Source organism: Microbacterium sp. MMO-20 (genome assembly GCF_037147735.1).
Lineage (GTDB): Bacteria > Actinomycetota > Actinomycetes > Actinomycetales > Microbacteriaceae > Microbacterium.
In genome coordinates this window covers 84,735-97,589 of sequence record NZ_JBBCUU010000005.1, presented here as the reverse complement: position 1 = coordinate 97,589, position 12,855 = coordinate 84,735, and the positions used below count along the sequence as shown (strand labels likewise).

Below are 12,855 nucleotides of genomic sequence, written 5' to 3'. Positions count from 1 at the left end.
TCGTTCCTGGTCTCAGCGGACCGGCTGCCAGAGGGCGTACAGCTCGCTCTGGGCGATGTCTTCGTACCGCAGAAAGTCGTCGCGGACGGCGCGAAGCGCATCCGCGCCGGCGTGCGTCGCCTCTGCGCCGTCGCCGAGAAGAGTGATAACGGTGGCGTGCAGTTCCGCGTACGAATCGGCGAGGTCGAGCCCGGCGAACGAGAACGCTCCTCGGTACACGTCGATCGCGTCGATGTCGGCGCGGGCCGTCGACAGCGCCTCTCCGACACCGTCCCATGTCGACGCGTCCTGTGCGAGCGCCTCGAACGCGACCTTCAGTTCGGGATCCATCGTCAGTCCTTTCCGTTTAAGAAGCGCACGAAGGCATCGTGGTCGTCGACGAACCGCTGGTACGCAGCCAGAGCGGTCCCGTCCAGCGGTCCCTCCGAGGGCGGGGTCTGATCGCGAGCCATGGCGATCGCCGCAGTGATCTCGCGGCTGATCTGATCGGCACTGGTCGCCTCGAGCCATCGCTCCGAAAGCTCGATCGACCGCAGGTCACCGCTCGGGGCGACCTGGACGATCACCGACCGCCCCGACGACGTGCCCGCTGTCGTCGCCTGACCCTTGCGCAGCGCATCGTCGAAACCGGAGTCGAGATTCTCGGCGATGTCGTCGAGCATCGTGAGCACCCGCTCGAGCATCGCGGTGATCGCGACGCTCTCATCCTTCTCGGCCTCGAGGGCCGCCTTCACCTTGCCGGCGGTGGTCTCGCTCAGCGGAGGGACGGGCGTGTTGCGACGCTCGACGTCGAGAGCCTCGCCGGCTCCGACCGCCCAGGCCTCGAGACGCGCCTGGCTCAAGCGCCCGAGCGTTGCCATGATCTCCCCCGCGAGTTCGCCGGGCTCGTATGCGGAGAGCCACCCGTCGCGAACGGTGATCGTCGGCACCCCGTCGTCGGCGACTCGCACGTGGATCATCTCGGCGTCGTCCGACGCCTCCGTCGGAAGGGAGCGCGCGGCGGCATCCTCGTACGCTTGCGCATCGCGCGCGAGCTCGTCGCGCAGTTCGTAGATCGTCTCGGCCTCGTCAGCCACCGGCACCTCCGACATCCGCCCGCGCACGAGGCTACCGGTCGGAGCAGGCGCGTGGTGAGGGGTTGCGGAATCTGTGGAGAACGGCGGCTCCGGACGACGCCGGACGGATGATCCGGCTCAAGGATGTCTCCGCTGCGCGCCGGCGAACGGCCCTCACCCACTACTCTGGCGCGATGAGTTCCGCGTCCAGCCCGCAATATTCGCGATTCCGGCTCCTGCGCATGCGGCCGCGCGACGCGCACGAGCCGCACCGGGCGGCATCCAGCCTCGAGCTCTTCTTCGACCTCGTCTTCGTCATCGCGATCAGCACGGCGGCCGTCCAGCTGCACCACTCCCTGACCGAGGACCACGTGTGGGAGGGCCTCCTCCACTTCGCCGTCGTGTTCTTCGCGATCTGGTGGGCGTGGATGAACTTCACCTGGTTCGCGACGTCGTTCGACACCGACGACTGGCTCTATCGGGTGCTCACGATCCTGCAGATGAGCGGCGTGCTCGTCCTCGCGGCGGGGATCCCGCCGCTGTTCGCGCACAACGACTTCACGATCATGGTGATCGGCTACGTCGTGATGCGCCTGGCCCTGCTCGCCCAGTGGCTGCGCGCCTCCCACAGCGCGGGCGAGCTGCGCCGCACGACCCTCACCTACGCCGGCGGCATCGCCCTCGTCCAGGTGCTGTGGCTGCTCTCGCTGCTCGTGCCCGCGTCGCTCGCGCCCGCCGCGATCGTCGTGCTCATCGTGGCGGAGATCTCCGTGCCGATCATCGCCGAGCGCCACGGCAACACGCCCTGGCATCCGCACCACATCACCGAGCGCTACGGACTTTTCACGCTGATCGTTCTCGGCGAGAGCCTGCTCGCCTCGGCGAACGCGATCATCCATGCGCTCGAGGATGCCGAGTCGATCGCCCCTCTCATCGGCATCGCGGTGCTCGCCCTCGTCGCGACGGCGGCGCTGTGGTGGATCTACTTCTGGCCGCCGCACCACCACGCGATCGGCAACCTCCGCCAGTCGATCGCCTACGGCTACGGGCACTACTTCATCTTCGCCGCGGCCGGCGCGTTCTCCGCGGGCATCGAGGTGGAGATCGACGTGCTGACCGGTCACAGCGAACTGCACGCGCCGTGGGCGTCGTTCGCGTACACCATCCCGATCGCCGTTTTCATCCTGGGGGTGTGGCTCCTCGCGATACGGCGGGTCGCCGACCCCGTCGTGAACACCGTGGTGCCGGTCGGCGCCGTGCTCGTGCTCGTCGACCCGCTCATCCCCGTGCCGTTCGCGCTCACCGCGATCATCCTCGTCGTGATCGTCGCGGTGCTCGTCTGGCGCCCGCCGGTCGCGCCGGCGGACGCGCCCGCACACGGGCGCGCCTGAGAATCCGCGGCCGGGCGCGGGCGCTCAGCCGAAGGCGCGCGCGCGCTCGACGAGGTCGTCGAGCACGGCGCGCAGGGCCGGCGAGTCGCCCTGCGTGCGGCGGTGGACGGCCAGCACGTCGCGCGTCGAGGCGGGACCCGCCGTCGGGATCGCCACGAGGTCCGGGCCGAGCTCACCCCGGCCGAGGCGGGGGACGAGAGCGACGATGCCGCCGGCGCGTGCGAACGCGACGTGGTTCTCGAACTCCATCGACTCGTGCGCGATGCGCGGGGCCCCGGGCACGCCGTCGAACAGACGCCGCAGCCACTGCCGGCAGATCGTCGCCTCGAATGTCGCGACCCAGGCCTCCCCGGCGAGGTCTTCGGGGTGCAGAACCGCGCGGCCCGCGAGCGGGTGGTCGCGGCGCAGGATCACATCGGCGACGTCGGTTAACAGTGGGGTCGCGACGAGAGGCTCGGGCATCGCGAGGGCGACGCCGCCCCACCGGTGCACGACACCCAGGTCGCGCTGCCCCGATGCCACGAGCGCGATGGTCTCCCACGGCTCGCTCTCGCGCAGCGGCAACGAGAGGCCCGGGTGCCGCTCACGGAGACCGGCGATCGTGGGGATCATGAGCCCCCGCACGACCGTCGAGAACGCGGCGAGCCGGACCTCACCGGTGACGTGCTCCTGACCCCCGGTCAGCTGCAGGTCTGCCCCGAGGCGGTCGAGCCCTTCGAGAATGGGCGTGGATGCCACGACGAGCCGCGTCCCGGCATCCGTCAGCACGACACCGCGCCCGACGCGTTCGAGGAGCGCCACCCCGACCTCGCGTTCCAGGCGCTTGATCTGCTGCGACACTGCCGAGGGGGTGAATCCGAGGGTGCTCGCCGCGGCAGACACGCTGCCACCGGTCGCGACGGCGCGGAGCGAGACTACGGCTTCCAGATCAATCATGAAGCGAAGCTACACGATCCATCGCAGAAATGATTGCTTGTGCTTCATCGGCGCGGGCGCTGAAGTGGAGACGTGAACAGACGCGACATGATCCTGGCCGCCGCCGTCGCCGCCCTGTGGGGGTTCAACTTCGTCGTCATCGACTGGGGGATGCAGGGCGTGCCGCCCCTGCTGTTCGTCGCGATCCGCTTTCTCATGGTGTCGGCGGCGGTCGTCTTCGTGCCGCGCCCGCGCACGTCGTGGCGCACGATCGTCGGCGTCGGGCTGTTCATGTCGCTCGGCCAGTTCGGTCTGCTCTACACGTCGATGGCCCTCGGCCTTCAGCCCGGGCTCGCCGCACTCGTGCTGCAGGCGCAGGCGGTCTTCACGATCGTGTTCGCGGCGCTCGCGCTGCGCGAGCGCCCCACGCGCCCCCAACTGGTCGGCGTGTCGCTTGGTGTCGTCGGCCTCGCGATCGTCGCGGCGGGCCGCGGCGGGCAGGCTCCCGCCCTGGCCGTCGCACTGGCTCTCGCTGCTGCGGCATCCTGGGCGATCGGCAACGTGATCTCGCGGCGCGCCGGCGTCGTCACGGGCCCAGGCCGCGCGGGCAGCCTCTCGCTCACGGTCTGGTCGGCCCTCGTCGTCCCGGTTCCCGCGCTCGCCCTCTCGCTGCTCGTCGAGGGTCCGGCCGCGATCGGGGCGGGCCTCGCCGCCTTCGGCTGGATGGCGGCGCTGTCGACGCTGTACACGGCGGGGCTCTGCACGCTCATCGGGTACTCGATCTGGAACGCCCTGCTCTCCCGCAACCGCTCGGCGGCTGTCGTGCCGTGGGTGCTCCTCGCACCGGTGGTCGCGATGAGCGCGGCGGCGCTGCTGCTCGGTCAGATCCCGAACGCGGCGGAGATCACAGGAGGTCTGCTGCTCATCGGCGGCGTGCTCGTCGCGTCAGTGCGCGGGCGTCGCAGCGCAACGGCTCCTCAGGCGGAGTTCCACCCCGCCTCGTGACGGCGCTGGACGCCGTCGAGGAGCAGGTCGAGCGCGAGGGCGAACTCTTCATCGTCGTCGCACCCCTGCCCGGCGTGGGGAGCCGTCGTCATCATGCGGGCAATGGCGGGATAGGCGGCCAGGAAGGAGTTCAGCGCCGCCGCACGCTCCGCCGGGTCGTCGGGGGCCGTCGGAGTCGGCATGACGTCGCGGGTGAAACCCCACATGCGGGTACTGAGGGCGTGCATGGCGTGGTGCACGAGGTCGGCGGAAAGTCCCCCGTCGAACATCGCGGACATGAGCGCGTCCATGTAGGCGAGGACGACGGGACTCGCCGTCGTCCTCGTTTCGATCGCATTCTGCGCCCACGGGTGGGTGCGCAGGGCGCGTCTGGCGGCGAGGACGCGGCGGCGCACGTGGGCGCGCCAGTCCTCGGCATCCGCGGTCCTCTCCGTATCGGACGCGGCCGCGTCGTCCGACGGCTCGGCGATCGCACCGACGACGTGGTCGACCATCTCGTCGATCAACTGCTCGCGGTGCGCGACGTGTTTGTACAGCGCCATCGGCGTCACCTGGAGGACATCGGCGAGCCCCCGCATGGTGGTCGCTTCGAGTCCGCGGGCGTCGGCGAGGGCGATCGCGGTCGAAACCACGGTGACCCGATCGAGCGGCGGGCGACGGGTGGTGGTTGACACGTATACACCGTAAACCGTATCCTCAGCGAGTATGGGTATACGCCGTATACCCGCAGAGAGGCATCATGAACGACATCGCCCGGACGTACGCGCGCACCACGGGCGCGCTCTACCTGGTCACGCACGTCACCTCGGTGGGAGCCGTCGCCGCCTACAGCGCCGGCGCGCTGACACTGGGGGTGGCGGTCGAGTTCCTCCTGGCGCTCGGATGCCTCGGCACCGGCATCCTGCTCTGGCTGCTGCTGCGCGCCTCGGGGCCGGCCCGTGCCGCGACTTTCGTCGCGCTGCGGGGGCTCGAGGCCGCCGTGATCCTCGCGGGCGCGCTCCCGATGGTCGCTCGAACGCTCGCGCCGCTCTCGGCGGAGGCGACATCCGCGCTCACCGCGGTGCACACAGCGTCGTTCCTCGTCGGTCAGGGTCTCGTCATCGGCGTGAACACGATCGTCCTGGGATCGCTGCTGGTGTCATCCGGTGCCGTGCCGCGCGCGCTCGCGATTCTCGGGACGGTCGGTGGGGCGCTCGTCCTGACGAGCGATCTCGCCCAGCTGTTCGGCCTCATTCCCCTCAACGGAACGATCGCCGGCATCTGCGCCCTGCCGATCTTCGCGTTCGAGATCTGGCTCGCCGTGTACCTCATCGTCCGAGGAATCCGGCCGCAGTCGGGTGCCGAACTCGCCCTCACCGCAGACGGCGCGCCCAACTCACGAAGCTGAGGCACCCGTTCAGGATGCCGTGCGGATGCGCACCTCGCGCTCCATCCGCGCCTCGTGGCGCGCCCGACCTTTGATCGCTTCGGCCTCGCGGCTCTTGGGCGGTGCGTTCGTCACGAGGGCGTCGAGAAGCCGTCGCGTGGCGAGGGCGATCTCATCGATCGCGCGGTCGAACGGCTCGGCGTTGACGCGCGAGGGGCGCGTCGATCCGCTCACTTTGCGGACGAACTGCAGTGCGGCCTCGCGCACCTCGTCATCGGTCGTCGGCGGTTCGAAGTTGTGGAGGACGCGGATGTTGCGGCACATGCGGCGAGCGTAGACCCGCGCGATGCTCCTCGGCGAGGACCTCCATGTGGGCATGGTCGTCCGCCATCGCCGGCAGGCGGGTGCGCGGGTCATCGGATGCCCCGCTGCGGACCATGTCCTCGAGGTAGCGACGATCGGCGCCCAACCGCGCGGCGGCATCGGTTCCGACGCCCCCGTGACCCGGGATCACGAGAGCCGCGCGCTCCGCGTAGGGCGCGAGCACATCGAGCGCGGCGAGGTAGGCGGGAAGATCGTCGGGCCAGAACGGCAGCGGCAGCTCGATGTCGCTCAGCATGTCGCCGGCGATCAGGATGCGCGGGCCGGGCAGCCACAGCGCGGTGTGCCCGGGGGCGTGGCCGTCGTGCACGATCAGCTCGATTTCGACGCCCGCCGGCACGGACTCGGGGGGAATCGCCCCCGCGACGCCCGTCACCCGCCCCATCAGGGTCGAGAGCTCTCCGTCGAATTCGTCGCCGAGAGCCGCGACCAGATCTTCGCGCTCGGATGCCGCGATGCGTGCCGTCGCGAGCGATGCCCAGCGGGGGCCCGAGCCGAACCCCGGGTGCCACAGCAGGTGGTCGTGGTGCGCGTGCGTGGCGAATCCGCCGACGACGCGAAGTCCGCGCGCGGTGAGTTCGTCGGCGAGCGCGGCCAGCTCATCCGGCATCCAGGCGGGGTCGATGAGCAGGGCGTCACCGGCGGAGCCGACGATGACGGTGGAGGTCGTCGACATGACTCGACTCGTCGCGACGAGGACACCCGGCGCGACCTCCGCGAGGAGGCCGCGCGTCACTCGTCGGCCGACGCCGTGTACCGCCCCGACCGGATCTCGTCGAGAAGCGATGCGCGTGACGGCGACCAGCCGAGCGCACGGGCCTTCGCGCCGCTCCCCTGCTGGTCGAGCATGAGCGCGTCGGCGTAGCCCGCACCCAGTCGGGTGCGCGAGGCATCCGCGCCCTCGGGAACGACGGGGCCACCCGCGAACGCCTCGCCGATCTCGGCGACCGTCGGATTCTGTCCGCTCAACGCGAGCACGCGACCGGCCGGCGCGGGTCGCTCGACGATCAGCGCGTAAAGGTCGGCGACGTCGTCGACGTGCACCGTCGGCCAGTGCTGCGTGCCGTCGCCGACGACGGTGAGACGGCCCTCGTCATCCTTCGGCGCATCGGCGAGGGATGCCGGGATGCCCGCGCCGTGCCCGTAGACGATGCCCGGCTCGACGATCGAGAGTTCCAGGGCGGCGGCCTCGAGCCGCGACTCCACGCCCTCGCGCCATGCGACGAGGGCGGGCGGGTTGAAGGGGGTCTCCTCGGTGAGATCGTCGGAGGGCCCGTGGATCCAGAGGCCGCCGGTGTGGATGTAGGGCTTGCCGGTGCCGCCGAAGGCGGCGATCACGGCATCCGCGACGGCACCGTCGAACTGCGCACCGTCACCTGCGCGCGACGCGGCGAGGTGGATCGCGGCGTCGGCGTCGTGCAGGAGCGGAGTGAACCAGCCCGGATCGGTGATATCGCCGACGACGGCGGAGGCACCCGCATTCGTCGCCGTGGCGGCGGATGCCTCGCTGCGCACTGGCGCGATCACGTCGTGGCCGCGCGCGACGAGCGCCGCAAGAACGGAGGAGCCGATGTACCCGGTCGCGCCGGTGAGGACGATTCTCATCCCGCCATCGTAAGCACGCCCCGGGTGGGTGGGGCGGTGGGCGAGCGTGTGGTGCGTGGGGGTGGTTGCCGCTAGCGTCGGCGCCATGACACCGGAACAACTCTTCCTCGCCTCCGACGCCGCCCTGCGGGACGTCTTCGATCAGCTCACCGTCGAGAACCTGTCCACACCCGCGCCGCAGGAGTGGACCCAGATCCCCGACCCGACCATCCGCGACATCGTCTCCCGCCACGCCTACGACGAGGCGTGGATCCCGGGCGTCATCGCCGGGCGCTCCGCCGCCGACGGCGACCCGTTCGCCGACGCCGACCTGCTCGGCGACGACCCCATCGCTGCATACGACGCCCTCAATGACGCGGCGGGAGCGGCGGTACGGGCCGGCGCCACCGCCGACACGTTCCACTTCACCTACGGCGACTACCCGGCGGCGGAGGGATTCGCCCACCTCTCCACCTACCGCGCGTTCCAGGCGTGGCTGATCGCGAAGCTGCTCGGCATCCCGTTCCGCTTCTCTCCCGAGCTCATCGCGGGCCTGAACGAGCACGTCGTGGCGCACGCCGACGAATGGCGCGAGTTCGGGGTCTTCCCGCCCGCGATCGACCCGCCCGAGGGCGCCGATGACGAGACCCGACTGCTCTCCGCCGTGGGGTTCTGGCAGCGCTGAGCTGATCCCTCATCCCTCGAGGATGACGAGCCGCTGCGTCGCCCGTGTCATCGCGACGTAGCGGTCGACCGCGCCCGTGAGGCCCTCTCCCCAGCCGGCGGGGTCGACGAGCACGACGAGGTCGAACTCGAGCCCCTTCACGCGCACGGGGTCGAGCGACCGCACGCGCTCGCGCGGAGCGAAGTCCGGCGCGCCGGTCACGACCGCCGTCCCGTCGTCGTTTCGCCGCTCCCACTCGGCTACGACGTCGTCGAGCTCGTTCCGGCGGCCGAGGCGCACGGGCACGCCGGTGCGGCGGATCGACGTCGGCACGTTCGCGTCGGGCAGCGCCGCGCGGATGACGGGGCCCGCGGCATCCATCACCTCTTCCGGGGTGCGGTAGTTCACGGTCAGGGTCTCGACCCTCGTGCGTCCGACGCCGATGCGCTGGAGGCGCTGCTCCCACGACTCGGTGAATCCGTGCCGCGCCTGCGCCCGATCGCCCACGATCGTGAGGCTGCCGGAGGGGCACCGGCGCAGCAGCATGCGCCACTGCGCATCGGTCAGCTCCTGCGCCTCGTCGACGACGATGTGGGCGAAGGGGCCCGCGTAGGGGTCGCCGGCGGATGCCGTGGACGCGGTCAGGGTGCGGCGCAGGTCCTGCCCGCGCAGCATCGACATGATGCGCAGGTCGCCGTCGTCCGCCGCGATGAGGTCGGCGACGACGTCGGACATGATCCTCTTCTCTACAGCGGCCTCCCGCTGCGCCCGGCGGGCACGGACCTCCGCGTGCGGGTCGCCGACGAGGATGCGGGCGGTGTCGAGAAGCGGCAGATCGACGTCCGTCCAGGAGGTGTCGCGGGCCGCGGAGAGCACCGCGATCTCACCCGCGCTCATCCACGGTGCGCACCGGCGGAGCATGTCCGGAGTGGACAGCAGCCCGCGCAGGAGCGCGTCGGGGTCGAGAAGCGGCCAGGCGCGGTCGAACAGCTCGTGCAGGTCGGCGTCGTTCTCGAGCGTCTCGCGCACCGACTCGTCCTCGTCCCACCCCGACCCGTACGCGTCGAAGCCCTGCTCCGCCCACGGGTCGCGCGCCTCGCCGCCGCCGTCGTCCTCGATGCGCTCCTCGAGGAGATCGAGCAGGCGGTTCCACGCTCGTGAGCGCAGCACGTTGTGCGGCGTCGTGTCGGCGTCGGCGAAGACCTCGACCCAGTCGGCGCCCGTGACGGGAACGGCACCCCACGCGGTGTCGACGGCGTGGGTGCGGCGCGGCACAGGCTGCCACAGGCGCACGGCAGCCTCGACCGCATCGATCATGCGGCCGTCGCCCTTCGTGCGGCGCACCGCAGCATCCGTCTCCTCCCGCGCGCCGCCCGCGACGACGACCAGGTCGTCGAGGGCGCACACGAGCGCGCCGTCCTCGCCGAGGCTCGGCAGCACGTCGTCGACGTACGCGACGTAGGGGCGATGCGGCCCGACGAACAGCAGGCCGCCGCCGCCATGCTCCAGACGAGCGTCGGCATAGAGCAGGTGCGCGGCGCGGTGGAGCGCGACGACCGTCTTGCCCGTGCCGGGCCCGCCGTCGACGACGAGCGCTCCGTGCGCGTCGGCGCGGATGATCGCGTCCTGATCCGCCTGGATCGTCGCGAGCACGTCGCGCATCTTGGCCGATCGGCTCGCGCCGAGGCTCGCGATGAACGCCGACTGATCGTCGAGGGCGGCCGAGTGGTCGACGCCGTCGGGGGCGAAGACCTCGTCCCAGTAGTCCACGATGCGTCCGCCGCTCCAGCGGTAGCGCCGCCGATTCGCGAGGCCCATCGGATCGGCGCCGCTCGCCGCGAAGAAGGGGGCGGATGCCGGGGCGCGCCAGTCCATCAGCAGACGCTCTTCGCCGGCCCCCGCGAGGCCGAACCGACCGATGTAGGTGACGGTCCCGTCGACGCCGACCATCCGCCCGATGCACGCGTCGAGTCCGAAGCGCTGCAGCACCCGAAGTCGCGCCGATTCGGCGCGGATCTCGAGATCGCGCTCGAGGGCGCGCTGGCCCGCCGACGCCGGTTCGCGGCGGAGCGCGTCGAGACGCGCGCTCGTGCGTGCGATCTCGGCCGCGATCGCCGCACCGATCGCGGCGAAGCGGGCCTCGTCGCCGGCGATCAGCGCCGGATCGGCCTTGCGCCGCAGCCGTTCGGGCAGGTCGAACGCGCTCGCGCTGTCGTGTGTTTCCGGCATCCATCTCCCCTGTCACGCGCGCGCGATCCGGTCGGAAATGAGCGCGCGATCAGCGATTCTGCCTCACGCAGGGGGCCTTGCCGCAAGCCCGGGGTCGTGCGGGATAATGGAAAGGGAAGGGAGCACCCTTCCCTTCGCGACTCGCTCCCGTCAGGACCGTTCCGCAACGCGGCGCAGCCGCACGGCGCCGACGACGCCGAGGAGCAGGAAGACGGATGCCACGATGAGCGACCAGCGCGTCGCGTCGGCGAATCCCTGTGCGAGCGCGTCGACCGCCGCGGCGGAGGACCCCTCCCCCCGCAGCTGCGCGATGACGGTGCCGGCCGACTGACGCGTCGAGGCGGCGAGCTCGTCGGCGGCGGTCCCCGTGATACCGGCGCCGGTGAGTGCGGAGGGGAGCGTCACGGCGAGCGAGACCGACAGCGCCGCCCCGGCGAAGGCTGTGCCGAGCGCCGAGCCTATCTGACGGACCGTGCTCTGCGTCGCGGATGCCTGCCCCGACACCCCGACCGGGACGTCGCGCAGCACCGTGCCCGTGAGCTGGGCCGACGCGAGTCCGAGTCCGACGCCGTAGACGACGAGCGGGATCGCCACGATCCATCCCGGGGTCGATCCGGTGATGAGGAGGACGAGAGCGACCACACCGACGAGCTCGAGCGCCAGACCGATCAGGACGGTCCCGGGTGAGCCGAAGCGCGCGGCGAGGTGACGCGCGGACGCGCCCGAGAAGAAGGCGCCGATCGCCATCGCGGCCAGGACAAGCCCCGCCCCCATGACGCTGAGCCCGAGGGCATTGATGAGGTACAACGGAAGCACGAAGATGATCGCGAACTCGCCGACGGCGACCATCGCGGCGGTGAGGTTGCCCCACGAGAAGGTCGCCAGCGAGAAGAGCTCGAGGTCGAGCAGGGCGGAGCGCTGCACGCGCTCACGATGGCGCTCCCACACGACGAACAGGGTGAGCGCGATCGCCGCGATCGCGAACGCGACGGGGACGGCCGAGACGGCGGCATCCGCCGGCCATACCCAGCCGAACAGCTCCAGGTCTCGCTTCGGCGCCCACCACCCGAGGTCAGGGCCCTCGATCACTGCGAAGACGAGCGCGCCGAAGCCGATCGCCGACAGGAGTGCGCCGTCGACGTCGGCGCCCGGGCGCTCGCGTCCGCCACGGGTCGCCGGAACGGTCAGGATGCCAGCGGCGAAGATCAGCGCGCCGAGCGGCAGGTTCACGAGGAAGATCCAGTGCCACGACGCCCATTGGGTCAGCGCTCCGCCGGCGAGCGGACCGACGGCCGCGGCACCGGAGATCACGGCACCCCACACGCCGAACGCAGCCGCGCGGTACTTTCCGCGGAAGACCGCGTTCACGGTCGACAGCGTGGAGGGCATGATCAGCGCCGCACCCACCGCCTGGACGGCACGCGCCGCGATGAGCGGCCCCGCGGCATCCGACAGGGCGGCCAGGAGGCTCCCGCCGACGAAGACGACGAGCCCCGCGAGGAAGAGGTTCTTCCGCCCCCAGCGATCGGCGAGCTTGCCCGTCGACAGGAGGAGAGCTGCGAGCACGACCGCGTAGAGACTGTTGACCCACTGGGCATCGGTGAGGTCGAGACCGAGGTCGGCGATGATGTCGGGCAGGGCGACGCCGACGATCGTGCCGTCGAGCACGATGAGCCCGAGACCGATCGACAGCACCGCCAGCGCGAGCCAGTCGCGGCGCGTCGGCGGTGCGTCGATCACGGCGTCGGCAGCGCTCACGATGCGGCGACCGCCAGAGGCTCGGCGGCGATGACAGCCCCGGTGCGATCGCGCTTCAGTGCCCGACCGAGCGCGAGGAAGAGAAGAACCATCCCGGCGGCGAGCAGGATGTGGCCCGTTCCGGCGATGCCCGCGATCATCTTGCTCGACTCCTCTCCGAGCACGGTCAGAATGCCGTGCCAGATCAGCATGCCCGATGTCAGGATCACGCCGGCGTTGTACAGCCAGAAGAACCAGCCGAACAGCCTGCTGCGCGAGAGCGCGAAGACCTTCTCGAGCACGAGGACGATGAGGAGCACGATGAAGCCGAGGGTCAGCAGGTGGGTGTGCGCGAGACCGAGCTGCGTGGGCGCACCTTCGGGGAAGCCGTTGAGCTTCGTGAACTCGCGGAAGAAGAGTCCGGAGAGGACTCCGGCGGCCATGTAGGCGAACGAGGCGATGTAGAGGCGACGCATGATTGTCCTTTCGACGTCACTCTCCACTGTGCGCGCCGCACGCGCGAGGGGG

At 71.0% G+C, this 12,855-nt stretch carries 14 protein-coding genes; 4 read left to right on the top strand and 10 right to left on the bottom strand.

Features of this window, described 5'->3' with window-relative positions; all coding sequences use genetic code 11:
• Positions 1-12 precede the first annotated feature (12 nt).
• Positions 13-330: a hypothetical protein gene (locus WFI52_RS08585; RefSeq protein WP_336626810.1), complete on the bottom strand. Its 318-nt coding sequence runs from the start codon at positions 328-330 to the stop codon at positions 13-15.
• A 2-nt stretch (positions 331-332) separates the two neighbouring features.
• Positions 333-1,076, bottom strand: a complete 744-nt coding sequence (locus WFI52_RS08580) for a hypothetical protein (RefSeq protein WP_336626811.1) — start codon at positions 1,074-1,076, stop codon at positions 333-335.
• Between the two features lie 173 nt (positions 1,077-1,249).
• On the opposite strand from WFI52_RS08580, the gene WFI52_RS08575 reads away from it, so the two are divergent.
• On the top strand, positions 1,250-2,446 hold the full coding sequence (locus WFI52_RS08575; protein WP_336626812.1) for a low temperature requirement protein A: 1,197 nt from the start codon (positions 1,250-1,252) through the stop codon (positions 2,444-2,446).
• 24 nt (positions 2,447-2,470) lie between these two features.
• On the opposite strand, the gene WFI52_RS08570 is transcribed toward WFI52_RS08575, so the two are convergent.
• The gene (locus WFI52_RS08570) at positions 2,471-3,382 is read right to left on the bottom strand and encodes a LysR family transcriptional regulator (RefSeq protein ID WP_336626813.1); all 912 of its coding nucleotides are present in this window, start codon (positions 3,380-3,382) and stop codon (positions 2,471-2,473) included.
• Positions 3,383-3,454: 72 nt separating this feature from the next.
• On the opposite strand from WFI52_RS08570, the gene WFI52_RS08565 reads away from it, so the two are divergent.
• On the top strand, positions 3,455-4,366 hold the full coding sequence (locus WFI52_RS08565) for an EamA family transporter (RefSeq protein WP_336626814.1): 912 nt from the start codon (positions 3,455-3,457) through the stop codon (positions 4,364-4,366).
• Here the strand turns inward: WFI52_RS08565 and WFI52_RS08560 are convergent.
• Positions 4,339-5,040: a TetR/AcrR family transcriptional regulator gene (locus WFI52_RS08560; protein ID WP_336626815.1), complete on the bottom strand. Its 702-nt coding sequence runs from the start codon at positions 5,038-5,040 to the stop codon at positions 4,339-4,341. The two genes, WFI52_RS08565 and WFI52_RS08560, sit on opposite strands and share 28 nt — an antisense overlap.
• Before the next feature lie 65 nt (positions 5,041-5,105).
• On the opposite strand from WFI52_RS08560, the gene WFI52_RS08555 reads away from it, so the two are divergent.
• Positions 5,106-5,753: a DUF4386 domain-containing protein gene (locus tag WFI52_RS08555; protein WP_336626816.1), complete on the top strand. Its 648-nt coding sequence runs from the start codon at positions 5,106-5,108 to the stop codon at positions 5,751-5,753.
• Positions 5,754-5,762: 9 nt separating this feature from the next.
• Here the strand turns inward: WFI52_RS08555 and WFI52_RS08550 are convergent, their stop codons facing one another.
• Genes WFI52_RS08550 through WFI52_RS08540 form a run of 3 tightly spaced genes read right to left on the bottom strand, consistent with a single transcriptional unit; the run spans position 5,763 to position 7,718 of the window.
• Positions 5,763-6,056 (bottom strand): DUF2277 domain-containing protein, encoded by a 294-nt coding sequence (locus tag WFI52_RS08550; protein ID WP_336626817.1) that lies wholly within the window; start codon positions 6,054-6,056, stop codon positions 5,763-5,765.
• Positions 6,004-6,789, bottom strand: coding sequence for an MBL fold metallo-hydrolase (locus tag WFI52_RS08545; RefSeq protein WP_336626818.1), 786 nt, complete (start codon positions 6,787-6,789; stop codon positions 6,004-6,006). The genes WFI52_RS08550 and WFI52_RS08545 overlap by 53 nt, the downstream gene beginning before the upstream one ends.
• A 56-nt stretch (positions 6,790-6,845) precedes the next feature.
• Positions 6,846-7,718 carry an NAD-dependent epimerase/dehydratase family protein gene (locus WFI52_RS08540; protein ID WP_336626819.1) on the bottom strand — a complete coding sequence of 291 codons (873 nt, stop codon included), beginning with the start codon at positions 7,716-7,718 and terminating at the stop codon, positions 6,846-6,848.
• An 85-nt stretch (positions 7,719-7,803) separates the two neighbouring features.
• Between WFI52_RS08540 and WFI52_RS08535 the strand changes: the two genes are divergently transcribed.
• On the top strand, positions 7,804-8,382 hold the full coding sequence (locus tag WFI52_RS08535; RefSeq protein ID WP_336626820.1) for a hypothetical protein: 579 nt from the start codon (positions 7,804-7,806) through the stop codon (positions 8,380-8,382).
• A 9-nt stretch (positions 8,383-8,391) separates the two neighbouring features.
• Here WFI52_RS08535 and helR read toward each other — a convergent pair whose 3' ends face one another.
• From helR to WFI52_RS08520, 3 genes are all read right to left on the bottom strand, one after another.
• On the bottom strand, positions 8,392-10,590 hold the full coding sequence (gene helR, locus WFI52_RS08530) for an RNA polymerase recycling motor ATPase HelR (RefSeq protein WP_336626821.1): 2,199 nt from the start codon (positions 10,588-10,590) through the stop codon (positions 8,392-8,394).
• 150 nt (positions 10,591-10,740) lie between these two features.
• Positions 10,741-12,348, bottom strand: a complete 1,608-nt coding sequence (locus WFI52_RS08525; protein ID WP_336626822.1) for an MFS transporter — start codon at positions 12,346-12,348, stop codon at positions 10,741-10,743.
• Positions 12,345-12,803, bottom strand: a complete 459-nt coding sequence (locus WFI52_RS08520; RefSeq protein WP_336626823.1) for a DUF2871 domain-containing protein — start codon at positions 12,801-12,803, stop codon at positions 12,345-12,347. Before WFI52_RS08520 ends, WFI52_RS08525 begins: the two co-directional genes overlap by 4 nt.
• Between the last annotated feature and the right edge of the window lie 52 nt (positions 12,804-12,855).

Excerpts from the sequence above, each read along its gene's own strand:
- WFI52_RS08550 (WP_336626817.1), bottom strand. The coding sequence starts at position 6,056 with ATGTGCCGCAACATCCGCGTCCTCCACAACTTCGAACCGCCGACGACC.
- WFI52_RS08545 (WP_336626818.1), bottom strand. The coding sequence starts at position 6,789 with ATGTCGACGACCTCCACCGTCATCGTCGGCTCCGCCGGTGACGCCCTG.
- WFI52_RS08570 (WP_336626813.1), bottom strand. The coding sequence starts at position 3,382 with ATGATTGATCTGGAAGCCGTAGTCTCGCTCCGCGCCGTCGCGACCGGT.
- helR (WP_336626821.1), bottom strand. The coding sequence starts at position 10,590 with ATGCCGGAAACACACGACAGCGCGAGCGCGTTCGACCTGCCCGAACGG.
- WFI52_RS08520 (WP_336626823.1), bottom strand. The coding sequence starts at position 12,803 with ATGCGTCGCCTCTACATCGCCTCGTTCGCCTACATGGCCGCCGGAGTC.
- WFI52_RS08540 (WP_336626819.1), bottom strand. The coding sequence starts at position 7,718 with ATGAGAATCGTCCTCACCGGCGCGACCGGGTACATCGGCTCCTCCGTT.
- WFI52_RS08555 (WP_336626816.1), top strand. The coding sequence starts at position 5,106 with ATGAACGACATCGCCCGGACGTACGCGCGCACCACGGGCGCGCTCTAC.
- WFI52_RS08575 (WP_336626812.1), top strand. The coding sequence starts at position 1,250 with ATGAGTTCCGCGTCCAGCCCGCAATATTCGCGATTCCGGCTCCTGCGC.
- WFI52_RS08535 (WP_336626820.1), top strand. The coding sequence starts at position 7,804 with ATGACACCGGAACAACTCTTCCTCGCCTCCGACGCCGCCCTGCGGGAC.
- WFI52_RS08585 (WP_336626810.1), bottom strand. The coding sequence starts at position 330 with ATGGATCCCGAACTGAAGGTCGCGTTCGAGGCGCTCGCACAGGACGCG.